This is a genomic window from Paenibacillus sp. FSL R10-2778, assembly GCF_038593035.1.
In the GTDB taxonomy this organism is placed as follows: Bacteria; Bacillota; Bacilli; order Paenibacillales; family Paenibacillaceae; genus Paenibacillus_AQ; species Paenibacillus_AQ odorifer.
On sequence record NZ_CP151956.1, the window covers coordinates 2051493 to 2075338 of the forward strand.

Genomic DNA, 23846 nt, shown 5'->3' on the forward strand with positions numbered 1-23846 from the left:
GGAGGATATAAACGATGAAATTTATTTTTGATTTAGATGGGACGATTTGTTTTAGCGGCAAACCTTTGAGTAAATTTATTGTACAAGCCTTGGATTCTCTAATTGAAAAAGGACATGAGGTTATTTTTGCGTCAGCCCGGCCTATTCGTGATTTATTGCCTGTGTTGCCTGCTCATATGCATCATTTTTCTATGGTTGGCGGGAATGGCGCGTTTATTGCAAAGGGTGGGGAGGTTATTTCGACGATACATTTTGACCCACAGACTGCGGACAACCTCCTGAATTTGATTGAAGAATTTGATGCAACTTATTTGATTGATAGTCATTGGGACTATGCATATTCGGGTTCTGCAGACCATCCCATCCGGAGAAATGTAGATCCAGAACAACGCGCCAAAAATGTAACTCCGTCGGAGCTGGATGAGATTGTGAAGGTAGTTATTTTGAGCAGTCTGAACGGGGAACAACTTATACATAAGCTGCAAAATCTGCCGATTGTGATCTACCAGCATGGACAAGAAGATATTATGGATATAAGTCCACAAGGTGTGAACAAATGGACAGGACTAAAGAGGTTAGGCATAGAACCGCAGCAATTTATTGCTTTTGGTAACGATGCTAATGATATAGAAATGTTTAGACATTCCGCACATTCGGTTTGTGTTGGCGATCATATATCTTTGGGAGAAGTTGCAACGGAAAAGGTTAGTAGCGGTGAAGAGCAGATTGTTAGAAAAATAATGGAGCTGGTGGGAGGTCTGCGATAATTGATGGGATGGGATGGGATGGTGATCACCAGCTCAGAGGTCATTGTTGCGGACTGTATAGTCGCTATTTCGGGATTTAGCTTCATTAGGCGGAGTGTTCGGACTCAGGAGGCGTTATCTGGTCAGAAGACAGCGGTTTTTGCACAAAAACAACTCAATAACGACTATGGGGTCCGAATAACCTCATTTCTGTCTATTTCGAAGCCAATAAGGACATTTGAGTCCGATGGTAGGAGGTTGGTCGCTATTTGCAACAAAAAACCTGCCATAAAATCAGCAGGTTTTTTGCATGGATGAGCAGAAATAAGTGCGATAACTATTCTAGATAAGTTCTTGGCGGCGATTTAAATAACGATATAAAACACAACCGGATATCGCGCATATAGCTGCACACAAACCGATAAAACCATACCCAGCTTGAAGACCACGTAGCAAGCCAGTTTGTGTTTCTGCTCCGTAAAGCCTCTTTACACCTTCGATTACTGCACCTATGGCATAGTTGCCAATCACGCTACCGACTCCCATTAGTGTAACTGTAAAGGTGATGGCAGTGTCACTGCCATGCGGATACCTTTTTGCGATAAACGCCATGACGGTCGGATAAATCATAGCGATACCTATGCCTGCTGCTGCGAATAGAAACGCGAGCTGTTCCCCACCCAAAATAGCAGCAAACGTACATAAGGCAGAGAAGGCTGAAAAAATGATAAGCGATAGATTGAAACCAATCTTATCTGTAACCGGCCCCAGCAGGAGCCTTGCTAGCGAGAAGCAGAGAAAAAAGGTGGACAACATACCAGAAGCTGTAACTGTATCCCACAAGTATGCTTTTTCCAAAAAATTCACTAGCCATCCACCTACTGCAAGCTCTGACACTACACCGAAAGAAAGAATAAGCACCATCAGCCATAAAGCGGGATCGCGGACCAGTGTTTTTAATGGGATCCGGTCCTCTTGCGGAAGATCGTCACCCGGAAATGTACTGCGCAAGGCAGATAGAATAGGCAGTAAAGATAAGCTTAGCATAATCAGATACATTCCGCGCCAGTCGAGTGGATGGCCAAATATACTTACCGACATGAGTCCTGTTGCCAGCAGTGGAGCTAAGGTTGAACTAAATCCGTAGAAAAAATGGGATAAGTTCATCATCGTCCCGGTATTTTTTACGAAGATGCGTGCTCCCAAAATGGCAAGACCAATCTCCAGCATTCCGTTTCCGATGTACATCAGGAAATAAGAAGCTGAGAAAAAGGGGTAGCTGTGGGAGATATAGATTAACACTCCTGAGAATATCATGGATGCAAAAGCAATGATACTGACAGCCTTGATCCCCCACTTCCGAACCAATACAGCTGTAAAGGAGCAGGCGATCAAATAACCTAATGCATTTAGGGATAAAAGGGTGCCGAGCTGTTTCTCGTCCAGATTAAAGTCGAATTGGATTCGCGGAATGGCAGGTCCCTTAATATTTTCCGATATGCCAAACACTATAAATCCTAAAAAGATGGTTGCCAATTGCATGGCGTAAATCTTGTTAAATCCCCCGAAGCGCTTTTTCAAATTGAGATCCTCCCAGAACGGGTTACTTTATTGCTCAATGTCTCTGTAATACTCTTCTTTAAGTTTTTCCCAGTGTTGCTTATCTTCGTCGGTGATTGCTCTTAATACCTTGCATGGGTTCCCCACCGCAATTACATTGTCAGGGATATCCTTAGTCACGACTGAACCTGCACCGATGATTACATTGTTGCCGATTTTTACCCCAGGATTGATTACTGCGTTTCCACCAACCCACACATTGTTTCCAATGGTAATCGGTGTACCGAATTCAAGCATACTAATACGCACATCCGCATCTATGGGGTGACCGGCAGTATATACGCCTACTCTAGGTCCAAAGAGAACATTGTTACCAATCGTTACTTTAGCTACATCAAGGATAATGCAGTCAAAATTAGCGTAGAAGTTATTGCCAACGGTAATATTACTGCCGTAATCACAACGGAAAGGAGGTTCAACATATAATGACTTTCCTGTAGACTCAAATAATTGCTTGAGTAGTTCTACTCTATATTCACCTTGTTCTTCCGTCGTATTGTTAAATAAACGAGTGAGCATTCTGGATCTTTTGTTATCCTTTGCTAATTCTTCACCGCCTGCCATATATAGCTTTCCTGCAATCATGTTTTCTTTGTTTGTTGCCATTCGTAGTTCCTCCTGAAGTGTATGTTAGTTTTATGTTTTACCGGCGCTTCTCAACCAGCTGCAACGAGTAGGTTAAGCTTTCCAGTGTGATCGCAATTAATCCGTTCATGTAATGATCATCAGGTTGATCCAGCACAATTAAGTGAGGCATATGCTCCTCTGGAATCACTTCCAGACAACGTTGATAAATCGGCCGCACATTCTCTTGTTTGACTTGTTCTCCTGTGAGAGCTATGGTCTCTGGATTAATAATTGCAATCAGGGACGATATAGTGTGAGCCGCCAAAGGGATGAAGGTATCCGTGTGGTCCAAGCTACTCAATTGCTGTTCACGCGAGATTCCAAACGGTAAAAAAGAGACTTCACCAGCAAATCTGGTATTACCTTTGTGGATATGCCCGTCGATCATCATCCCGGCGCCTGGAAAAGCACCTTTGATAAAGGTCACTACGACAATGGTTTTATCCTCTTCATAATCCTGCTGTTTATAGAACCCGTAAACGGTCAGATTCATATCATTTTCAATCGTGACTTCAAGCTCGTATTTTTCTCTGAGCAGTGATTCTAAGGGAGCATTCATTAACTCTTTAATGTCACAGATATTAATGACACCTTGGTGAGCAAGGCCGGGAATCCCAATCCCTACTGCCTTGATATTGTTATATTGTTGGATAAGCGTATCCAGCAGATGGTCGATGGCTGCAGCATCTACGTACTCTAATTCCATCCATCCATGATCCACACGATCACCAACTGAATTGGTCACCGCATAGGTTATGGATTTCTGGCCATCTTCAATTTTGGCATAGATACATGCAATATAGGAAAAATCAGCGTTATAGATAAATCGTCTGGCCGGTCGGCCTCCATTTGAAGCCTCCAGTTCAGTCTCAATGACTTCACCAGTCTCCAGAAGCTCATTCAGGATATTTCCGCAGGTAGCAATACTTAATCCGGTGGCACTTGCAATCGTGGATTTGGTTCCTTCCTTCATCGATTTCAAGGCTTGCTTGATAAGCTCCTGATTTATCTTTTTCACACGAATAGAATTGTTTGCGATTTGGTTTATTTTATTCACCTCTAGACTTTTGAAAATGGTTATTAAAAGTATTATCAATACTATAACTTGGCTCTATATAATTGTCTAGCAATCGACAGTTTTTTATAATGGATTTTTTTGAACGGACATGTGGCTTTCAATCAACCTGCGGTGTCTAATTAAATGTAAGGTCAAGAGGAGGTTCTTACAATGTCTGGAGCTCATGACAAATCCACTGGTTATCCGGATGAACAGGGAGACAAGCAAAGCTTTGAAATCACTTATAATCAATATCGCGAAAGAATCCATAAATATCTTTCGTTGAAAGTAAACTCGGGTAGCGCGGAAGACTTAACGCAGCAGGTTTTCTTAAAGGCCTTGGAAAAAATTCATACATTTAAAGGGAATTCGAGCTTATTCACTTGGATCTTCAAAATCGCACAGAATATTGTGAAAAATGAATATCGGGGCTTTTATTTCATTGCGCTTTTTTGTAGACTGCACCTTGTTAGAGATCTCTAAGATTGTTGGAATGCGAGAAAGTGCGGTTAAGAAACGATTGTACCGAGCATTAGAGAGATTAAGAAGTGAACTTAAAGAGCTGTTGGTGAAGTAGACGCTCCTAATTGGTTCATGGGCACTTTTGAGGGAATAAAATTGAAAATTGTTTCTCCTTTGAATCCAGGACCAGAGCATACTATGAAACTATTCTTAAATCCACGCTGCACTTGTTTACAATGTGGTTAATCGGTGACCTTAATTCACTTGCTCCTAAATGGCTGTGTCAAGGGATTGCGGGATACGAAGTAAAACAAATGCCTGATGAGTTCATTGAAAATTCGACTTCAGAGCAAATTTATAATCTTGTTATTCCTACTTTTCAAACATTAAATTCCGCGGGCTGGGATTTCGAAACGATGAATGGCTTTCAGTTTTCTTATTTAATCGGTGAATTATAGTTTTTATTATAAGAGGGTCACATTTGCCATGTATTTGAGGCTGTTGTGACCCTTTTAAATGTCGGGCTAGAAACTATTAAAAGAATAGACAGCATCATTTGTTTCATCGAACAATAATCCACCATTTACGAAGATTTTCACAAAAAGACCAATTGTAATGGATGTACACTATGGAAATTAATAGAATCAATGTTATATAATTCACTAAGATACAAGCTAAAAATGTTCACTCATAATTTGAACCGGGTACATAATCTAATCAATATTCGGCCAGCCAGAACCTTCTGGTTGGTCTTTTTAATGTGATGCGTCTACTTTGTAGGCGATTTCGTTATATTTAGTAGATTGGTAGATTGGTAGATTGGTAGATTGGAGGGGAATTAAATCGGGGAGGACAAATGGGTCACAGAAGCGCAGCAGGGCAATGAGGCAGCGGTGGAATTATTAATTCGGCATACCTATAGTGATATTTATCGATTCATCAGATGGAAAATACATAATGACGAATTGGCCTGGGATCTTGCACAGACAGTGTATGAAAAAGCATGGGCCAAGCTTGACAGCTATCAAAATAAACAGGGGAGTTTCCGAGCTTGGTTGATGGCGATCGCGCGAAATGTCTGCATTGACTATTTTCGCAGCAAAGGTGCTCGGCAAGCAGAGTTGAATCAAAGCTTATCTGATGAAATCACAGTCGAAGGAGATTTTCTTGAAGGAATATTACTTCGTGAAGAGGTTAAGCAGGTATACGCCGCGATTTACTCACTGCCAGAGGAACAGAGGGATGCGCTCTTGTTAAGGTATAAATATGAATTTACGTTTACAGAAATAGCTGCCGTAACTGATGAACCTGAATCTACTGTGAAGTCAAGGGTAAGCCGATCGCTGATTAAATTACGTGATTTACTAAGGTATTCCAAGCAAGAGGACATATCCCAACCCCTAAAGAAAGGAGCAGGAAAATGAGGGTTAAACGTAACCATCAAGATTACCTCAATCTGAATTTACAGGATGAGATGACAGCAGAGTCTGTAGAGGAGATCGTGAATTATATCAGGTGCATTCCTGAACCGCCACGCCTTGACGGTTTTGCAGAAGAAGCCATGAGCAGGTGGAGAAAATCCAAGCGGGCTTTACCTGCGCCAGTACCACCCGTTCCTCTATTTGCACGGCAACAGCTGAGGATTCTTTTTTCACAGGGATGGTGGAAAGAGGTTGTGCTTGGTGTGATCTTGTTTGTAGTAGGATATTTGGTGCTGAGTGTTATGCAGATTGTTAGCCCTATGTTCATTCTGTCCATCGTGGGTTGTATTCCTTTACTGGTGGTCGTCTCTCATACGGCTCGGAATACGCTCTGTGGAATGGGAGAACTCGCACGTAGTTTTAGAATCCCGTTGCATCGGTATGTGCAAGCTCGGTTCCTTATGGCAGGGGTGATCTCACTACTGATTAACGTTAGTGTAACTGCTATGGTAACCCCGGTAGGGGGAACGGAGTTTATGCTGCGTATGACCCTGCTATGGTGCATCCCGATCCTAAACAATGCGGCGGTAGCGTTAGTATTATCCACGCTGATACGTAATTTTAGACAATTAATGACCGTACTCTTCATGTTGCCTCTCTTTTGGATGATTTTATTTTCCGGAGAATTTGCAGTGAGATGGACGATGTCGGTCGAGTTATTTTGGTTAATGGGACTGGGCGTTCTGTCGGCAGTGGTATTTAGCCTAGCCATGAGGTTTCAATCCAGAATATTGAGCAGGGGAGGGTTTCTGATTGGAGCTTAAACTATGTAATATTGTACATGATTTCGGCAAAAAGCGAATTTTAAATACGATCAACCTTTCTATGTCACCTGGTGTGTATGGTCTTCTAGGACCTAACGGAACAGGAAAAACGACATTGATGCGTATTGTTGCAGATATTCTGTATCCGACTCGTGGAAATGTACTTTTAGATGGACAAAACAAGGATGATATGGGGGATCAGTACCGGGCTCAGATAGGTTATTTACCGCAGGAACTGGGGATGTACAATCATTTTTCAGCTCGCGATTTCTTGTATTATGTTGCTGCCCTAAAGGGGTTGACCAAGAAGGAGGCGAGTGATCGTATAGAGGTTCTTGCTCAAATGGTTAATCTATCCGGAGAAATGGATAAAAAATGTGGTAAGTATTCCGGCGGGATGAAACGTAGACTCGGTATCGCTCAAGCATTGCTTAATAATCCGGGCATCCTCATTCTGGATGAGCCCACAGCAGGACTTGACCCCTCGGAACGCGTAAGATTTCGAAATTTAATTTCTGAAATATCAAATGAGCGCATCGTTATTTTGTCTACTCATATCGTTTCTGATGTTGATCATATAGCTAAACAGGTGCTACTGATGGGGCGAGGAGAGTTACTTCGTCAAGGAACAATTAAGGAGTTGACCAATGAATTGCAAGGAGAGGTTTGGGAGGCACATGTCCCCGGGCGGTTGCTGGCTCAAATCGAAGAGAATGGAACTGTAGTGAATGTGCAGCAGACAGATACTGGACTAGTGGTTCGGGTAGTCAGCAAGACTTTGCCAGTTGAGAATGCACTGATGGTGAATCCTTCATTAGAAGATGTATATATGCATTATTTTCGGAGGGGATGACACACATGAAACGTCTGGTGATGTTTGAATTACGTAAAATTATGATTCCCAGAGTCTGGATTTCTATAGCTGGAAGTATTGCATTAGCCATTTTTTGTTTTGTTAGTTTCTACCCATCCGGTACGGATAGTCTATTGGTTGTAAACAAGGAAAAGCCTGAAGCTATCGCCGCTCATCTAGGACCGATTCAACCAGATTTAGCTTTGAAATACGCACCTAGACTCAAAGAAGAATATGCTGAAGACAGCGCTTGGCCCAAAGAGGAGAAGATGAAACGAATTCTGGAGCAACACTATGCTGGTACAGCTTATATGGTAGATCAATTCAACAGAAATTTAACAGAGCTGAGAGAGCAGAAGGTTTTAATGGAGAGGCAAGAACCAGGATCTTATGCGCTAAGAGATGTTACTAAAAAGCTCTCCATGCTGGAGGAGGGAAAACCACGGGGGTTTTATGTAACTGAGGACTGGGACTTATTACATATATTTTTTTCGAGCTCGCCTGGCGTCGGGGATCTTTTGATCGGTCTTATTCTAGTATTTGCACTGGCCTCCCTGTTCTCCGGCGAGGAAAACTATAGAATGGATGCACTTATTCTATCTAGTAAATACGGAAGGTTGAAGATTGTTGCGGCAAAACTATTAGCTGGATTTATAGTTACGTTTGTCTGGGTTACTCTTTTTTACGGGATTTGCACATTGCTGGCCTGTTTACCGTTCGGCTTCGTGGGCTGGAATGCCCCGCTGAATAGTTACTTTTATTTTGATGAGACTCCATATGCCTTAACCCAGCTGCAGGGATTTGCCCTGAAATATGCTGTAACCTTGCTGGCTGCATGTGGTCTATTGTTATTGACGGCGCTGATATCCGCTTTGTGTCGGAGTAGCTTAAGCAGTCTTGGACTGGCAGCATTCGTAGTTATTCTTCCCCTTTTCTCTTTGCCTGGAATTTTGGGCAAAATAATCTCTTTTTTGCCGTCAGGTGTAATGGTCAGCAGATCCTTAATCGAAAAATATGTATCCTATAACATTTTTGGCATCCCTATATTACATCTACCCTTGTCAATCCTTTCGGTGATAATCATAGGTATACTTGCTATAATGCTTATCCCCAAAGCTTTCGAACGTCGATTAAAGGTCTAAGTAGTAGATACGTCCAGATCGTTCCCGCTATGAAGTGGGGCGATCTTTTTTTGTTCTTCTTGTGAAAAAGGAGAGCAGTATATTTACGAATTAGACATTTCACCCGATAGTTAAGACAAAGGGGAATCACGATAAACCTGGCAAAGAGAGCAGGAACCCCTTACCGATAAGAACGAAAGGGATTATTAAAATGAAGATAATGAAGCTATTGGTACTAGGTCTTATCTCAGGGACAATTGTGACATGCGGCAACGTAAGTTATAGAGTTCATGCTGACACGACAACGTACGAGAATACAGAGACATATGAAGAAGTGGACGAGGACGTTGAGGAGGATCCGGGATCTTCACTGTTCACTGACATTCAAGGTCACTGGTCCGAGCCTTGGGTGCGTTGGGCGTTGGACAACCAATTGATGGTTGGTTATGATGATGGGAGCTTTCGACCGGATCAGCCGATTACGGAAGCGGAATTTTTGAAATTATTTTATCTTTCTTTCGGCTATCCAAAGGCTACTAGCATAGGCGAAGAATGGACAGCAGCACCGTATAGAATGGCTAAGTGGTGGAATCATCCAGTTACTGGACTACAATATCCAGTGGCAAGATCGGCTCCAATCACCAGAATGGCCGCCGCAAGGTTAGTTGCATCAGGTCTAGGGATGAATTACAACGACACGGATTCCGTGGTTTATTTGCTGGGTAACTCTCTACTTCCACTTCCCGGAGAGCCAACTTTAGTAGGTTTCAGAGGAAATCTCCCGCTTACAAGAGCAGAGGCTATACAATGGATGAGAATGCTCAAGCTTAAGGGAATATATACTGTGAATTCTCGTCCAGAAGGACGATCGGATCGGAGTCACTTACCGTCATTACCGGAACAGGGTACAGGTTTGAAGGATTTTATAGCGGTTCCGGTTACCGATCGTGATTTCGGAATAGCGGATAGTGGACGTAATCTTTTTATTGATTTTGGGAGTTCAAGAATGTTAGTAGGGGAACATTACGGGGATTCAACAGGTCAAGATGTATTCAATAATGAAATGTATAAAGAAGTATCTGTACATTATGATACCGAAGGTCGGCTGAACGCTTGGAAAATAGACAAAGATAATGAGCGCATTGATCCAATCCATATAGGTACATTGAACAATATTCGACCTGGGATAAGTACATTGGAAGATGTGCTAAAGGCATACGGTACATACGTTGCAGTGGATAACGAATACGGGATTATAATGAGTTACTGGTTTGAGAACAAGGGTGGAGTGTATGAGCCCCGATTGTCACCTTTTGAAATGGATAATATGGAGGGTGGGTTCTATATAGGCTTCATTATTGACAAACAATCTCTGAAAGTTCAAACCATACTCATATCTACAGCTCAGCAGGCAATGAATCCTACGGATATATAGGAATTGTACTGGAACCTTATTCATTCTTTAAAATGTGACGGCATGTCTTTCTGAGGCAGCCGTCTTTTGTTTTATAATTTTTTTCACCTCATAAGCTAACATTCCGAGAACTTTATCGTTATACATACGAAGGGAGGTGCAGGATGAAGCCCGGGCAGCTACATCAGATACTTCAACCTAAAATGTTAGAAATTCAAAAATACTTGATTCGTCTCGGGGCACCTGCAGCCGACGCTGAAGATATCGTACAGGATACGGTTTATAAGGCTCTTTTGTATATTGATTCCATTGATGAGAACAAATTCAGTGCATGGTTATATAAAGTAGCGATCAATCGCTACTATGATCTGTGCCGCCGCCGCAAGCGGATAGTCATTCCTATTGACTATGTAGATGTGCCGGATATGGAATTGCCAGAGGATCATGTGCTGTTAAAAGAGAAACGGGAAGACATCGAAAGAGTGTTGGATGAGCTTCTACCGCTCCATAAACAACTCATTATTATGAAGTATGAGCTGGAGCTGTCCTATCAGGAGATAGCTGAGCTTCTGGGAATTACGACAGATACAGTGAAATCGGCATTGTTTCGTGCCCGCAAGCAATTTCAAAAAAAGTATAGAGGTGAAGCGGAATGACAGCTCCATGGGAACAAAAGGATGATCAGAACCTTTCAAAAGTAATTAAGAAGGCAAAACGAAAAACAATGATTCGAAACACAATCATTTCTCTAGTGGTGACGGTTATAGTATTATTCGGCGGGATGCTGGGTAACGCCCATCTGACAAGCTGGTTGGCGATGCGTGGTTTGGATGAAGAGAGGATCATGATGAAGATTAGCAGTCCTAACCTTCAGGAGTTGAGAACTGAGCTTGATTTAGGGTTTCTATCGGGTAAAGTTGAACTGAGCACTTACAAAGTTGTTGAGGGTGTGCCCATCGTATGGGATACTAAAAAACTGTATTTCGATATGGGCAGCCGGTTTTCTCTGCTTAATAGGGGATACTCTAGTATAAATGTTCCTGACCCGGTAATGACACAGCAAAATTATGAATACTACCGAGGATATAACAGTCAAAATGGTCAGCGGGAAATGATGTTTTATGTGCCTGGAGTGAATTATAACGAAAAAGTGCTAAATGACCTGCCTTCACTCGAACATATGGAACCTGGCAAGCTCGTAGAAATGGCTGTTTCTTTTGATAAAAGCTACACTCAGGCAGAGGTAGAGAAGATGCTGCCGGCGGGTTTGTCACAGACTTGGTATTGGGTAGATACGTATGACAATAAAAAGAACCTTGAGTTTATTAGGAATGACAGCAGCCCGAATAAATATGCCTTACCGGAATCTGCTAGACAAGTATATGGCTACGGTGGGGAATGGGAAGGGTTATTTAAGCCGAAACCAGAGGATTTTTTACAATCCTTAACCTATGGGCTTCAGATGAAGGGCAAGCATTACGGAGAGTTTGAGCGAATCTCGAATTACTTGAAAAAGGATAAAGCGGCGCCGGACGCCAGTGATGTACAGCTATTGGGAGTTGTCGTTACTGGAACTGCGAAAGAGCTGCAAAGCCTCAAAGGAAAACCCTATGTAAATACGGCAGTTCTCGGCGCGATTGTGGATAAATATTAGATCAATATAGTAAAAATGCTGGAGGGGTTATTCTATATGTGGATTTTCTACGAAAAGAGACGACCTCTCCTTCATTTTCAAAAATGCAAGGGTCAAAAGAGCAGCGTTTCATCCTATTGGATCTTCGCTGCTCTGCGTTTTTGATTATCCGCGATCTGCTTCAGTAGTAGATTGAGGGCAAGGCAAAGCCTGCTGACCTTAAGCGGCAATTTGTCTATGACGTGATCGCAGAAATCGCTGGTATTTTCAATTGTTTTCAGATGTCCAAATACGCTTCCGACTCTATAATTAGGGGATTTCTCCCTATAATTCTTAGATATATGGTCATCTAACTTATAATTAGGGAAAACCTCCCTGTAATTTACCTGATTTGGTGAAAAATAAAGGAATCACCTCGATTTTTAGGGAGAAATCCCCTCATTATGCTTTTTTTTAGCGAATTTCGGCTATTTTTAGGGAGTATTTCCCCAATTCATACATCGCACACCGCACACCGCACACCGCACGCCGCACACCGCACACCGCACACAGCACATATCCCATGGGTTAAGTAAGAATCCATCCATTGTATAGCCAATTTTTTTTAAAAAAAGCCGCCCTATAAGTAGAATTCTCTACTTTTTGGACAGCTTCTTTTTAATCAGTTCACAACCTGCTCAAGCTAAGTCCATTTCGCGGACCAAAGCTTCATTTCCTTCAAAATTTGATGTAAATCCTCACCTTTGGGAGTAAGCGAATATTCTACCGTAACAGGAACAGTCGGAAATACGTGACGTTCAAGCACACCATGCTCCTCCAGATGGCGCAACGTAGTGGTTAGTGCGCGGGGAGAAACATTAGTGATTTTTCGTTGCAGTGCCCCAAAACGCTGCGTGCCGTCGAATAGCTCTCTGAGGACAAGAAAGGCCCATTTTCCACCTAATACTTCAAGTGTTTTTTCAACATTACATTCAATAGTAACAGGGGTTTTGGGGATATAATTATTAGTAGATTTAGCTGTCTTCAAGGTATCTCCTCCTGTTTGTGAAGCTACTATACTCTAGTATAGTAACTACACTAGAGATCATATAATAAACTAATTTTCACTTCTTTCTATTATATACAAACTATTCTAGAATGAATATGAGTGCTAAGCAACCTGCCAAAATCAAACACGGAACTATGGAGAGGAGCAGTTATTATGAAATATCGCAGATTAGGTGGAACCGGTTTAAAAGTTAGTGAGATTAGTTTGGGAAGCTGGCTGACATACGGAGGCTATGTGGAAAGAGATAATGCTGTTAATGCCATTGAAACCGCTTACGACTTAGGCGTGAATTTTTTTGATACTGCGAATGTTTATGAAAAAGGTGCTGCCGAGAAAGTACTAGGTGAGACTTTACGTAACTACTCTCGTGAGTCCTATGTATTAGCTACTAAAGTATACGGGGAAATGGGCTCGGGACCTAACGACCGTGGACTATCCCGCAAACATATCACGGAACAGTGTCATGCTAGCTTGAAACGTCTCGGAGTAGAATACGTGGATATTATGTATTGCCACCGTTTTGATCCGGAAACTCCAATTGAAGAGACCTTACGTGCGCTAGATGATCTGGTTCGGCAAGGCAAGGTATATTATGTCGGTGTTAGTGAGTGGACGGCGGCGCAAATGACCGATGCGTTAGCTGTAGCAGACCGCTATTTGCTAGATCATATTGTTGTTAATCAGCCGATTTATAATATGTTTAACCGTTATATTGAGAAAGAGATTATTCCGCTCGGCGAGCGCCGTGGGATTGGACAGGTGGTATTTTCTCCACTGGCTCAAGGGCTGTTAACTGGAAAGTATAACACGGACATCCCTGAGGATAGCCGTGCTGCTAAGCTGGATCGATTAAAAGATTCGATTACAGAAGAAAAGATTGAAAAAGTCCGCCAATTGAGTGGGATCGCCACGGAACTGAATATTTCAGTTGGGAATTTGGCTTTGGCTTGGATTTTGCGTCAACCTAATGTAGCTAGTGCGCTGGTGGGTGCCAGCCGTCCGCAGCAGGTCGAAGAGAATGTTAAGGCTTCAGGTATTGAGCTTTCGGAAGAGATTTTGAAGCAGATTGAGGAGATTCTGGAGTAGTTGTTAGCTTCATAAAAAAGGAGACATACTCATGGCGAAAGTAGTTGTTACAGGCGGCAGTGGAATGTTGGGCAGATGGGTGGTCCGGCATTTTGTAGAGCAAGGGTATGAGGTTGTGAATGTAGATACGCAAAAATCCGCAGATTCTTTGTGCCAAACGATGATTGCTGATTTGAATAATTTGGGTGAAGTATATGGTGTGCTCGCAGGCGCTGATGCAGTTGTACATTTGGCTGCAATCCCAGCTGCAAATATAAAGACAAGTGAGGTTACCTTTCAAAATAATGTAGTATCTACCTATAACATTTTGGAGGCTGCAGCGGGTCTCGGGATTCGGAAAGCAGTGATTGCTTCCAGTGAATCCTCTTACGGAATCTGTTTTGCGGTTAATCCTTTGGGGCCGAAGTATGTGCCTATGGATGAGGAGCATCCACAGTTACCTGAAGACAGCTACGGTCTGTCTAAGGTTGTGAATGAGCAAACCGCTGAGATGTTCTATCGCAGAAAGGGTATACAGGTCGTTTCCCTAAGAATCGGAAATGTTATTGATCCATCGGCGTATGAACGTTTCCCTTCCTTCATTCATGATCCGGCGCAGCGCGATCGTATTCTATGGAGTTATATTGATACACGGGATGTAGCAACAGCTTGCCAATTGGCAATCGAAACGGATGGATTGGAAGCGGTTGCTCTTAATATATGTGCAGATGAGACCAGCATGGCTGTTCCTAGCAGAGAGCTAATGGCCGCACGTTATCCAGAGGTGACGGATTTCCGCCAGCCGCTGGAGGGTCACGAGTCGCTACTCAGTAATGAGAAGGCCAAAAAGCTGCTAAATTGGCAGCCGAAGCACGTATGGCGAGATTATGTTAACCAGTAAATAACGAGCCGGATTCACTATAAGGAGCGTGCAAAATGAAGGTCTTATTTATCGGAGGTACGGGATTAATTAGTCAGGCTGTATCCCCGTTGGCTGTAGATCAAGGAATCGAGCTGTATTTGTTCAACAGAGGACAGCGGGATGAATTCGTTCCAGAAGGTGCAAAAGTAATTAAAGGAGACATTCGTAATCCGGCAGAAGCCGCATTAGTATTACGAGATTACGAATTTGATGTAGTGGTAGACTGGATTGCTTTTACACCGGAACATGTGCAGGCAGACATTGACCTGTTCACAGGTAAAACGAAGCAGTACATTTTTATCAGCTCAGCCTCTGCTTATCAGAAACCGCAGCGTAATTATGTAATCACAGAAGAGACACCGCTGGAGAATCCTTATTGGGAGTATTCGAGGAATAAAATTGCGTGTGAGCAGCTGTTGATGGAAGCTTACAAGGCGAACGGATTCCCGGTTACGATTGTTCGTCCTTCCCATACCTATGGAAATACAGCCATCCCTGCGGCACTCACAAGTGGCCAGCATCCTTGGTCACTGATCGATCGTATCCGCCGCGGCTTACCTTTAGTTATACATGGAGATGGAACCTCTTTGTGGACACTGACACATAATTCGGATTTTGCCAAAGGTTTCGTTGGGTTGCTTGGACATCCGGAAGCGATAGGCGAGGCCTTTCATATAACTTCCGACGAGGTATTAAATTGGAATCAGATTTACGCGGCCATCGGACAAGCGGCAGGTGTGGAAGCTAAAGTGGTGCATATCTCCACAGACTTTATCACAGCCTTTTCCCCTCCAGGGACAGCGGATGGTTTGGTCGGTGATCAAGCGGTAAGCAGTGTTTTTGATAATAGCAAAATCAAACGTTTCGTGCCTGACTTCCAGGCTACTGTGCCTTTCTGCGAAGGGATCAAGCAGTCGGTTGCTTGGTTCGAGGCTCATCCTGAGCAATGTACGGTCGATGCGGAATGGTCTGCGTTACTTGATAAGTTGATCGAGAGACATGGAATTGAGGCCAAACCTCTTTCATTCTACGCATAAGGTATATACAGTTATATTTAAAGACGGTCTGTTCCTAAGGGAGCAGCCGTTTTTTTAGGTTTGTCTCGTTCAATGTAAGGTTATGGAATGAATCAGCAAATCATGAATATACTCTCACTACCTAAAATTCCGTTGAAAAAGGAGTCCTGGCCATGCCAACCCATCCCTTTGTCTCGCGTTTTTTCGTAAATTCAGATGCACGTCGTGAGAAGTTAATTTATGATCTGCCGGAATCATGGTGGAGCCGTCCCTTTGAATATGAGTGGTGTATTAACTTTATTTCTCCGCATGGTGTTGTGCTGGATGCAGCCTGTGGGATTCCTCATCCCTTGAAGTTTTATTTGGCAGGGGTTTGTGCAGAGGTCTATGCCTGCGATATGGACAGTAGGGTTATTTACCCAAAAGCTATCCAAGAATGTATTGAGAATGAGATTGGGGAAAAAGCGGCGAAGCAGGTTATCGCTAGAAGAACAAACAATCTGCATTTCGCTCAAGCTAATCTGACGGATCTGCCTTATGAGGATGAAAGCTTTGACACTGTTTTTTGCATATCGGTATTGGAGCATTTGAGCTTTGAGGATACGGTCGGTACTTTACGGGAATTTCACCGGACGTTGAACGAAGAAGGATTATTGGTATTGACATTTGATTATCCAACGGTAAATCTGAGTCTTATGAATGACCTGCTGCTGCAAACTGGATTTCAGTATTGGGGGGAGACAGATTTTGAATTGCCTGCGGATGCTGTGCATACGGATGCGTGGGGTGGATTAAATTGTTTTAGAGCCGTTCTAAAAAAAGTAAAGGAATAACAGGTCTTTCTACTCTTAATTTAGTAACCTCTTTCCAGTATGCTAGGATCATAGCTAACAAAAGATGAGAGGAGGCTGTATTTTTTGAGATTAGGATCGAAGGTTTTGCGTAGAATAGCACTCATTACACTTATGTTATCACTAATAGTTCCTGTGACATCTGCTTCCAGTGCAGCTTCACTATCTTCAGATCCTATAAAGCTTGCTTTTGCGGGTGATATCCTTTTGGACGGTTTTGTTGGCGATCAGATTGCTAAATATGGGGTGAACTTTCCGTTTGTAAAGGTCGCACCTACGCTGCAAAAGGCTGACATCGCCTTCGCCAATCTGGAGACGCCTGTGTCTATCCGAGGGAAAGCGGCAGAGAAAACCTTTGCCTTCAGATCCAAACCAGCAACGTTGGGCGGCTTAACCTATGCAGGGATTGATGGAGTGTCCTTGGCGAATAATCATATTTTGGATTATGGAAAAGACGCTATGCTCGACACGCTGATCCATTTGGATCGAAACAAGATTGGCCATACAGGCGCTGGCAAAGATGAAGATGAAGCGTTCAAGCCTTATACTAAGACGGTAAAAGGGAAAAAGATCGCCATCCTTGGTGTTAGCCGTGTGCTTTCAAATCCTTCATGGTATGCCGGCAAAAACAAACCGGGAGCCGCTTCAGCTTACACCTCGCAGCCTATGCTTAGCGCCATTCAGAAGATGTCCAAGGAGAATGATTTCACGATCGTATATATTCACTGGAATGAAGAGTTTAAGGATTTCCCTGAAAAGTACGCTCGCACACTAGCTAAACAGATGATTGATAGCGGGGCGGATTTAATCCTTGGCGCACACAGTCACTGCCTTATGGGCATCGAATACTATAAGCACAAGCCCATTTATTATTCACTTGGGAATTTTGTGTTTAATCGCTCCACACGTGGTGGGGAAAAAACACTTAATTCTATGCTATTGAACGTTGAGATTAAGGACTCCAAGATGACCAGCAAGATTACCCCTGTCAAAATCATTGGCGGACAGCCCAATTTTATGGATGATTCCTACAATAGGAAGACGATTAAGCTCCTGAACACCCTATCTTTTAATGCCAACATAGATGCTAACGGCAGGGTCACGGAAAAGCAGCTTTAATAAATACAAACTCTGATTAGCTATTCACGGATCGCGCTCGATCTCGTTTGAATGCGAAATGTGTGGAGTAACTGTGGAGTACCTATGGATTACGTATGGGGTATGTATGTAGTATGTATGATGTGGCGTATAGAATACCTATGGAATACCTATGGAGTGACTATGGAGTATGATGTGGCGTATGGAGTACCTATGGAATGCCTATAAAATCACCGCTGTGTTTGTGAAATAACTGTATTCTATACACCTATTTTATATGTAAAACGGACCATTTTGCTTTTAAGTGTATTCTATGCAACTAAAAACTAGAAAATCGACCTAGAGGGCAATATATCAACAAAATAGTTGCACGAAATACAGCTATATCCATCAGCCGAGCGAGTTGCAGAGTTATAGTTGTACAAAATACAGTTAAACTGCTAGTTAGTATTGGAACGTCTGCATCAAAAGCTGACTGCAGCAGTGTGCAAAGTATTGGAACGTCTGCATCAAAAGCTGACCGCAGCAGTATGTAGAGTATTGGTACGTTTGCAAAAAGGGGGAGATCCATATGGATCTCCCCTTTTTTATGCAGAAGCTAGGTTTGGAATCAGATAATCAGCCCTTCACCGCCCCCGCAACAACACCCTTAACGATGTACTTTTGCAAGAAGATGAATACCACGATCGATGGCAGCACCGCCATGACCATAGCTGTCATCGCATATTGCCAATCTGAGGTATATTGGCCCACGAAGGTGTAGGCAGCCAGTGTCAGCGTTTTGGTATCTGGGGAGCCGTTGACCATGAGCAGCGGGAGCAGGAAGTCATTCCAGATCCACATTACGTCGATAATGACAATGGTTGTTGTGACCGATTTCAGCAGTGGGAAGATGACACTGAAGAACAGGCGGAAGCCGGATGCTCCATCAATCGTGGCACTCTCATCAATTTCAACCGGAATACCCTTGACGAATCCATGGTAGATAAACACGGCGAGTGGAGCACCGAAACCCCAATATAACAACCCAAGTCCCCAAGTACTCTCAGAGAGATTTAAGGTTTTAGCGGTTTGCAGAACGGTCAGCATGATCGATTGGAACGGAATCAGCATCGGCATAATGCAGAGGAAATAAATCACCCCGCTCAGTCTGGATTTCGTCCGTGCCAGCTTGTAGGCTGCTATGGATGAAATGAACACAATACCCAGAAGACCTACACCGGTAATGACAAAGTTGTTCAGGAACAGCTTCGGATAGTTGATAAACTTCCACACGTAGGAATAGTTGCCGAATACCAGATGTTTCGGCAGGGCGATGACATCCGTCATGACTTCGCTAAAGCTTTTTAACGAGTTGATAATCGTCAGAAATAGCGGATATAGAAACAGAAGAGAGAGGATGACCATAACAACCTCTAGAATAATTCGGCCTGCTTTGCGGTTTGTATTCATTATGCCTCAACCTCTCTTCGTTTGAAGAATGCTAACTGGAGAATGGTTACCACCAAGACGGCCAGGAACAGGATAAGCGCTTTCGCTGTACCGTATCCATACAGATTGTTCTGGAAGGTATCCCGGTAGATATCGTAAGCGATACTGTAGGTAGTTCCGCCAGGTCCGCCCCCGGTTAATGACAGGATGACATCGAACACCTTGATCGAATTGGTCAGTGCCATGAACACAGAAATCGTAATGGATGGAGCGAGCAGCGGCAGTGTAATACTGAAGAATTTTCTCATGGGACCAGCGCCGTCAACTGTGGCTGCTTCTTTGAGATCCTCAGGTACAGATTGCAGACCGGCAATATAAATGACCAGATAAAAACCAATCGACTGCCAGATGGAGACGGCCAGTATGGAGACGAAAGCAAGTCCCGGCGTCCCTAGCCAGCTTAGACCAAATATGGACCAGCCTGTACTTTCTCCGAGTGAGTTGAAACCTTGCATAAAAATAAATTTCCAGATAAAACCGACAATGACAAGACTGAGGATATAAGGAATAAAGAAAGCGGCTCTCAGCCAAGGGGTGCTCTTCAGCTTCATGTCCAGAACCAGTGCGAGCAGAATGGCCAGCACGTTAACGAGAACGATGTACAGAATCGCATACTTTATGGTGAACCAGGCTGAATTGGCGAAGTTGGTGTCGCCCATAAAGATTTGTTTGAAATTATCAAGTCCGACAAACTTAGGGTGTTTCGAAATTCCGTTCCATTTGGTCATCGAATAGCGGATAGTCATGGCAAACGGAATGTAGAATGCTACAGCGATACAGATGAGGACTGGGAGAGTGAATAATCCGAATTCTGTTTTCTCGCGCCATCTTTTGCCGAGTGATTTTAACATGGATGCACCTCTTCTTGATTTGTTGGGTGGTAATATCGACTAGGCTTGCCACACATAACCATTCCGGTTAGTCTATATTGTGTATTATAGAGCAGTACCCTATACTCAAAAATGGATTTAAGAGTACAGTTAGGGGTAAAAAGGTGAACTGAAATATTTATAATTAAGCCTGTAAATCGTGGGGGAGGTTGCCGGTCATTATTAAAAAGTGGATCATAAAGCGGTTTGAACCCGTGCTGGAGCTTGTCTCACGCAGGTTGGCGAACAAGCTTATTTTGCTGTTTACAATCATCATTGTGTTGGTGGTGACCTCACTGACATTCATTTCATACGGCATGCTGCGAAAAGAATCGGTGGATAACAGCATCGCCAGTACGAGCAACAATCTGTTGCTTGTCGGCCGGAATCTGGAGAGTTATTTGGACGGCATCGAGCAATTATCCCTGCCGCAAATATCGTATGACGAGATCACCTATGCGATTTTGCATGAATCGGAGGATTATGCCTCGAAGATGTATGTGGAGGACTACTTGAAGAACCTGTACTTCTCCCGCAATGATCTGGAAGCTATCTACCTGTATGTGATCAAGGAGCACAAGTATTATTATGTCACCAAAGAGAACTACAATATTACCGTGCGGGTCGCCGAGCATCCGTCGATTGAGAATCTTTCCTGGTATAAAAAAGCGCTGGCCAGCCCGTTTAACCGTTCTTACCAGTCTTTTGTAAAAAACCAAACCTCGATGATCAATAGCTCCGACTACCCTATAAATAAGGATAAAAGCTTCATGGGCTACCATCGATTGCTGCGCTCTATAGTCTCCAGGGAACCGCAGGCGGTGCTCTCCCTTTATTTCAATTCCTCGGTTACGGACGAGATTATGAAGGATATTCCCTTCAGTAAAGGGCAGCACCTAATGTACGTCAGTCCCGATAATGAACCTTTTGTGGTGGATGACCCCGGGTTTTATCAACAGAGTGAACAAGCGGGACTGCTTAAGGAGCTGACACCAGCCTCAGGAGGACGCGTGACGTGGTCGGATAAAGAAGAGAAGTATCTAGTGATTTATGACATCAGCAAAAAAGAAGGCTGGAAGCTGATTAAGCCGATTCCCTACAAAAAAATTTATGAAGCGGCCACGACAACACGCAAATTGAACTATTTCATAGGACTGTTATTTTTAATCGTTTCGGTCATCTTGGTCAGCTTTATTTCGAACAAAATAACAAACCCGCTAAAGAATCTGTCGCTGCAGATGAAACGGTTCAGTACAGGCAGCTTTGACGCTGAAGCACAGGTTGAAGGAAAGGATGAAATTGCCTATCTGTCTCGCCACTTCAATAAGATGGTGGAAAAGACGAATGAGCTGATCAATGAACGGTACAAAATGAAAATTGTCGAGAAAAATGCTGTACTTAAAGCACTGGAAGCTGAGATCAATCCGCATTTCTTATATAATGCCCTGCAAGCCATTTCCACCAAGGCGCTGAAAAACAACAATGATGATATTGTCGATATGGTCGATAATCTTGCTATGACGCTAAGATACTGCATTAGCGGTAAAGATGTGGTCCATGCCAGAGAGGAATTAAAGCATATTGAACGTTATTTAGCGCTGCAGAAGGCCCGTTTCGGAAACAGAATGCAGGTGGCCTACCAGTGGGAAGACCCTTTGCTGGAGCTGGAGATTCCGAAGCTGTCCATTCAGACCCTGGTAGAAAATTGCATCAAGCACGCGCTGGAAAAAGTGTCCACAACGATCACAATTACCATTGAAGCGCATATGACGCCCAGCCATACGGTTATTTCAGTGACGGATGACGGGCAGGGGTTTAGCGGGGAGCGGCTGGAGCAAGTGAGAAGTTCTCTTCAAATCCAGTGGGAAGATCAGGGCGGAGAGAACGCTGCTGAAAGTGACACGGAAAGCATCGGACTGAAAAATTTGAACACGCGGCTGAAGCTTTTGTATGGTGAGGCTGCGGGTTTGGCCATTACCAGTGATGCTGGCGGAACAAAGATGGATATGCGGTTACCGCGGGGAGGGATTAACCATGTATAAAGTATTGATTATAGATGATGAGGAACCGTTGCGTGAGGCGATCAACATCCTGGGAGACTGGAAAGGACTAGGTGTCGATCAGGTACTGGAGGCTACGGATGGAAGTATGGGCCTAGCCATGCTGCGTGAGCAAAAGATCGATCTCGTATTGGTCGACATGAAGATGCCGGAGCTGAACGGAAGTGAGCTGCTGCAGATCGTGGAGAAGGAGTTCCCGGAACTGCTGACGATTGTAATCAGCGGCTACAATGATTTTGAATATACCCGCCAGGCTATCCGTTCTAAGGTAGTTGATTATTTGCTGAAGCCGGTCAACCGGGGGGATTTGAATGCGGCCTTACGTAAAGCTATCGATGTGCTGGAGGCTAAACGCAAGAAAGAAAGCGAGTTCATCAACAGGAACATTACGCTCAACATGTCTCTGCCGAAGCTAAAAGAGAAAATCTATCTGTCGATCATTGAGCGCAGCTTCAAAAATCAGTCCAACGAGGCTTTTCTGCCGTTGATCGGCGCCGATACGACCGGAAACTATTTTGCTGCGGGTGTACTGCGGGTGCTCAATTTGGAACAAGTACGTCGTAATCGCTTCCATGAGGACCGGGATTTGCTTCATTTTGCCGTCACAAATGTGATTAATGAGAATAGCGATGAGCATTTTCAGGCCTTCAGCTTCGCCAGCCATAAGGGAGAACGCGAGTTTATCGCCATCTTCACGATGAAAGGCGGCTATGAGGAGGACGCAACTTTCCGCTCTTTACATCATATGAAGAAGTTAGTCTCGACGCTGAAAGAGCTATTTGGAATTGTTGTTGCCGGAGGAATCGGACAGCCCTATGGTGACATCATGGCGCTTGCTCAATCCTATGAGACTGCCAAAGCCTCTCTCGACGGGATTGACCTCCTGACGCTGAAGGGAGCGATTGTCACAAATAGCAGCAACGATACTTCCCAGGGAAAAGATAATCCTTCCTTGACGGGGCGCATGCCCTTGATTCGCAACGCACTGGAGAGCGGGAATATCAATCATGCCAAAAGTATTTTAAGCGAATTCACTAAGAAATGGGAGGCTTCCGGACGTTTTAATCTGGGCGAGGCTGACCGGCAGATAGAGGAATTTATTATTTTGCTGAACGATATTGCCACGGAGCTGGATTCGATCCCCGAACGTATCCGTGGTGGTAAAGATAAAGGATTGCGTGGGTTAGGCATCGGGAGCGATTTTGCTTCCTTTGGCGAATTTGAGCGGGTGCTGAGCGGGATTCTAGATTGCTATGGCAATGAAATCAGCAAAAGCCTTGCTGGCAATCGCCCCAGCGTACTGGAAAATATTAAAGCATACATTGATAATCACTATTTTGAGAATATTAAAATATCGATGTTCACGGATAAATATTTCCTGAGCAGAGAATACTTGATGAAACTTTTTAAAGGGCAATATGGTTATGGCATACATGAGTATGTACAAAAGGTAAGAATGGACAAGGCAAAGGAGCTGCTATCCACCCCCGACTTGAAAATCCAAGACATTTCCGAGATGTTGGGATACAAGGACAAAAATTATTTCAGCAAGGCGTTCCGGAATTATTATGACTGTTCACCTTCTGAATATCGGGTTCTGCTATTGAACGGGGAGGAGTGAAGCGGTTACATGAACACACTTTTTTAC

At 43.6% G+C, this 23846-nt stretch carries 23 protein-coding genes; 17 read left to right on the top strand and 6 right to left on the bottom strand.

All coding sequences use genetic code 11. The features are described from left to right. Window positions 1-14: 14 nt before the first annotated feature. Window positions 15-767 (top strand): HAD-IIB family hydrolase, encoded by a 753-nt coding sequence (locus NST40_RS08770; protein ID WP_076277529.1) that lies wholly within the window; start codon window positions 15-17, stop codon window positions 765-767. 321 nt (window positions 768-1088) lie between these two features. On the opposite strand, the gene NST40_RS08775 is transcribed toward NST40_RS08770, so the two are convergent. The 3 genes from NST40_RS08775 to NST40_RS08785 all read right to left on the bottom strand — a co-directional run bounded on the left by NST40_RS08775 (window position 1089) and on the right by NST40_RS08785 (window position 4050). Further along, window positions 1089-2288, bottom strand: coding sequence for an MFS transporter (locus tag NST40_RS08775; RefSeq protein WP_076104606.1), 1200 nt, complete (start codon window positions 2286-2288; stop codon window positions 1089-1091). A 66-nt stretch (window positions 2289-2354) separates the two neighbouring features. Further along, entirely contained in the window at window positions 2355-2972 is a 618-nt protein-coding gene (locus NST40_RS08780; RefSeq protein WP_076277527.1) for a sugar O-acetyltransferase, read from the bottom strand. Between the two features lie 37 nt (window positions 2973-3009). Beyond that, a complete protein-coding gene (locus NST40_RS08785; protein ID WP_256719068.1) occupies window positions 3010-4050 on the bottom strand; it encodes an ROK family protein in 1041 nt (346 codons plus the stop codon). 171 nt (window positions 4051-4221) lie between these two features. Between NST40_RS08785 and NST40_RS08790 the strand changes: the two genes are divergently transcribed. From NST40_RS08790 to NST40_RS08830, 9 genes are all read left to right on the top strand, one after another. Next, window positions 4222-4533 (top strand): sigma factor, encoded by a 312-nt coding sequence (locus NST40_RS08790; RefSeq protein WP_342410595.1) that lies wholly within the window; start codon window positions 4222-4224, stop codon window positions 4531-4533. Further along, a complete protein-coding gene (locus tag NST40_RS08795) occupies window positions 4469-4627 on the top strand; it encodes a sigma factor-like helix-turn-helix DNA-binding protein (RefSeq protein WP_256721863.1) in 159 nt (52 codons plus the stop codon). Before NST40_RS08790 ends, NST40_RS08795 begins: the two co-directional genes overlap by 65 nt. 778 nt (window positions 4628-5405) lie before the next feature. Further along, window positions 5406-5936: an RNA polymerase sigma factor gene (locus NST40_RS08800; RefSeq protein WP_076219050.1), complete on the top strand. Its 531-nt coding sequence runs from the start codon at window positions 5406-5408 to the stop codon at window positions 5934-5936. After that, complete coding sequence (locus tag NST40_RS08805; protein WP_076277526.1) at window positions 5933-6757, top strand: hypothetical protein; 825 nt, start codon at window positions 5933-5935, stop codon at window positions 6755-6757. Before NST40_RS08800 ends, NST40_RS08805 begins: the two co-directional genes overlap by 4 nt. Next, window positions 6747-7610, top strand: coding sequence for an ABC transporter ATP-binding protein (locus NST40_RS08810; RefSeq protein ID WP_076187118.1), 864 nt, complete (start codon window positions 6747-6749; stop codon window positions 7608-7610). The genes NST40_RS08805 and NST40_RS08810 overlap by 11 nt, the downstream gene beginning before the upstream one ends. 5 nt (window positions 7611-7615) lie before the next feature. Next, window positions 7616-8752, top strand: a complete 1137-nt coding sequence (locus tag NST40_RS08815; RefSeq protein ID WP_342410596.1) for a hypothetical protein — start codon at window positions 7616-7618, stop codon at window positions 8750-8752. 190 nt (window positions 8753-8942) lie between these two features. Continuing rightward, the gene (locus tag NST40_RS08820) at window positions 8943-10166 is read left to right on the top strand and encodes an S-layer homology domain-containing protein (protein WP_342410597.1); all 1224 of its coding nucleotides are present in this window, start codon (window positions 8943-8945) and stop codon (window positions 10164-10166) included. Between the two features lie 143 nt (window positions 10167-10309). Beyond that, window positions 10310-10801, top strand: a complete 492-nt coding sequence (locus NST40_RS08825; RefSeq protein ID WP_036684055.1) for an RNA polymerase sigma factor — start codon at window positions 10310-10312, stop codon at window positions 10799-10801. Then, window positions 10798-11799, top strand: coding sequence for an anti sigma factor C-terminal domain-containing protein (locus NST40_RS08830; protein ID WP_076219054.1), 1002 nt, complete (start codon window positions 10798-10800; stop codon window positions 11797-11799). Before NST40_RS08825 ends, NST40_RS08830 begins: the two co-directional genes overlap by 4 nt. A gap of 661 nt (window positions 11800-12460) precedes the next feature. On the opposite strand, the gene NST40_RS08835 is transcribed toward NST40_RS08830, so the two are convergent. Next, window positions 12461-12805, bottom strand: coding sequence for a helix-turn-helix domain-containing protein (locus NST40_RS08835; protein WP_036684053.1), 345 nt, complete (start codon window positions 12803-12805; stop codon window positions 12461-12463). Window positions 12806-12979: 174 nt separating this feature from the next. Between NST40_RS08835 and NST40_RS08840 the strand changes: the two genes are divergently transcribed. From NST40_RS08840 to NST40_RS08860, 5 genes are all read left to right on the top strand, one after another. Next, entirely contained in the window at window positions 12980-13912 is a 933-nt protein-coding gene (locus NST40_RS08840; protein ID WP_038569620.1) for an aldo/keto reductase family protein, read from the top strand. Between the two features lie 31 nt (window positions 13913-13943). Continuing rightward, window positions 13944-14792, top strand: a complete 849-nt coding sequence (locus NST40_RS08845) for an NAD(P)-dependent oxidoreductase (RefSeq protein WP_076191106.1) — start codon at window positions 13944-13946, stop codon at window positions 14790-14792. A gap of 35 nt (window positions 14793-14827) precedes the next feature. Then, a complete protein-coding gene (locus tag NST40_RS08850; RefSeq protein ID WP_076219055.1) occupies window positions 14828-15850 on the top strand; it encodes an SDR family oxidoreductase in 1023 nt (340 codons plus the stop codon). Between the two features lie 152 nt (window positions 15851-16002). After that, window positions 16003-16662, top strand: coding sequence for a class I SAM-dependent methyltransferase (locus NST40_RS08855; protein WP_342410598.1), 660 nt, complete (start codon window positions 16003-16005; stop codon window positions 16660-16662). Between the two features lie 84 nt (window positions 16663-16746). Further along, window positions 16747-17799: a CapA family protein gene (locus tag NST40_RS08860; protein ID WP_256719067.1), complete on the top strand. Its 1053-nt coding sequence runs from the start codon at window positions 16747-16749 to the stop codon at window positions 17797-17799. A gap of 597 nt (window positions 17800-18396) precedes the next feature. Here the strand turns inward: NST40_RS08860 and NST40_RS08865 are convergent. Together NST40_RS08865 and NST40_RS08870 are read right to left on the bottom strand one after the other, a co-directional pair. Continuing rightward, window positions 18397-19230 carry a carbohydrate ABC transporter permease gene (locus NST40_RS08865; protein ID WP_036684045.1) on the bottom strand — a complete coding sequence of 278 codons (834 nt, stop codon included), beginning with the start codon at window positions 19228-19230 and terminating at the stop codon, window positions 18397-18399. Next, on the bottom strand, window positions 19230-20120 hold the full coding sequence (locus NST40_RS08870; protein WP_036684044.1) for a sugar ABC transporter permease: 891 nt from the start codon (window positions 20118-20120) through the stop codon (window positions 19230-19232). The genes NST40_RS08865 and NST40_RS08870 overlap by 1 nt, the downstream gene beginning before the upstream one ends. Before the next feature lie 197 nt (window positions 20121-20317). Here NST40_RS08870 and NST40_RS08875 point away from each other — a divergent pair, with 197 nt between their 5' ends. Both NST40_RS08875 and NST40_RS08880 read left to right on the top strand, forming a co-directional pair. Then, window positions 20318-22180 (top strand): histidine kinase, encoded by a 1863-nt coding sequence (locus tag NST40_RS08875; protein ID WP_342410892.1) that lies wholly within the window; start codon window positions 20318-20320, stop codon window positions 22178-22180. Next, window positions 22173-23819 (top strand): response regulator, encoded by a 1647-nt coding sequence (locus tag NST40_RS08880; RefSeq protein ID WP_342410599.1) that lies wholly within the window; start codon window positions 22173-22175, stop codon window positions 23817-23819. Before NST40_RS08875 ends, NST40_RS08880 begins: the two co-directional genes overlap by 8 nt. The last annotated feature ends 27 nt before the right edge of the window (window positions 23820-23846 follow it).

Excerpts from the sequence above, each read along its gene's own strand:
- NST40_RS08770 (WP_076277529.1), top strand. The coding sequence starts at position 15 with ATGAAATTTATTTTTGATTTAGATGGGACGATTTGTTTTAGCGGCAAA.
- NST40_RS08775 (WP_076104606.1), bottom strand. The coding sequence starts at position 2,288 with ATGCAATTGGCAACCATCTTTTTAGGATTTATAGTGTTTGGCATATCG.
- NST40_RS08780 (WP_076277527.1), bottom strand. The coding sequence starts at position 2,972 with ATGGCAACAAACAAAGAAAACATGATTGCAGGAAAGCTATATATGGCA.
- NST40_RS08790 (WP_342410595.1), top strand. The coding sequence starts at position 4,222 with ATGTCTGGAGCTCATGACAAATCCACTGGTTATCCGGATGAACAGGGA.
- NST40_RS08795 (WP_256721863.1), top strand. The coding sequence starts at position 4,469 with ATGAATATCGGGGCTTTTATTTCATTGCGCTTTTTTGTAGACTGCACC.
- NST40_RS08805 (WP_076277526.1), top strand. The coding sequence starts at position 5,933 with ATGAGGGTTAAACGTAACCATCAAGATTACCTCAATCTGAATTTACAG.
- NST40_RS08815 (WP_342410596.1), top strand. The coding sequence starts at position 7,616 with ATGAAACGTCTGGTGATGTTTGAATTACGTAAAATTATGATTCCCAGA.
- NST40_RS08820 (WP_342410597.1), top strand. The coding sequence starts at position 8,943 with ATGAAGATAATGAAGCTATTGGTACTAGGTCTTATCTCAGGGACAATT.
- NST40_RS08825 (WP_036684055.1), top strand. The coding sequence starts at position 10,310 with ATGAAGCCCGGGCAGCTACATCAGATACTTCAACCTAAAATGTTAGAA.
- NST40_RS08830 (WP_076219054.1), top strand. The coding sequence starts at position 10,798 with ATGACAGCTCCATGGGAACAAAAGGATGATCAGAACCTTTCAAAAGTA.
- NST40_RS08840 (WP_038569620.1), top strand. The coding sequence starts at position 12,980 with ATGAAATATCGCAGATTAGGTGGAACCGGTTTAAAAGTTAGTGAGATT.
- NST40_RS08845 (WP_076191106.1), top strand. The coding sequence starts at position 13,944 with ATGGCGAAAGTAGTTGTTACAGGCGGCAGTGGAATGTTGGGCAGATGG.
- NST40_RS08850 (WP_076219055.1), top strand. The coding sequence starts at position 14,828 with ATGAAGGTCTTATTTATCGGAGGTACGGGATTAATTAGTCAGGCTGTA.
- NST40_RS08855 (WP_342410598.1), top strand. The coding sequence starts at position 16,003 with ATGCCAACCCATCCCTTTGTCTCGCGTTTTTTCGTAAATTCAGATGCA.
- NST40_RS08865 (WP_036684045.1), bottom strand. The coding sequence starts at position 19,230 with ATGAATACAAACCGCAAAGCAGGCCGAATTATTCTAGAGGTTGTTATG.
- NST40_RS08870 (WP_036684044.1), bottom strand. The coding sequence starts at position 20,120 with ATGTTAAAATCACTCGGCAAAAGATGGCGCGAGAAAACAGAATTCGGA.
- NST40_RS08880 (WP_342410599.1), top strand. The coding sequence starts at position 22,173 with ATGTATAAAGTATTGATTATAGATGATGAGGAACCGTTGCGTGAGGCG.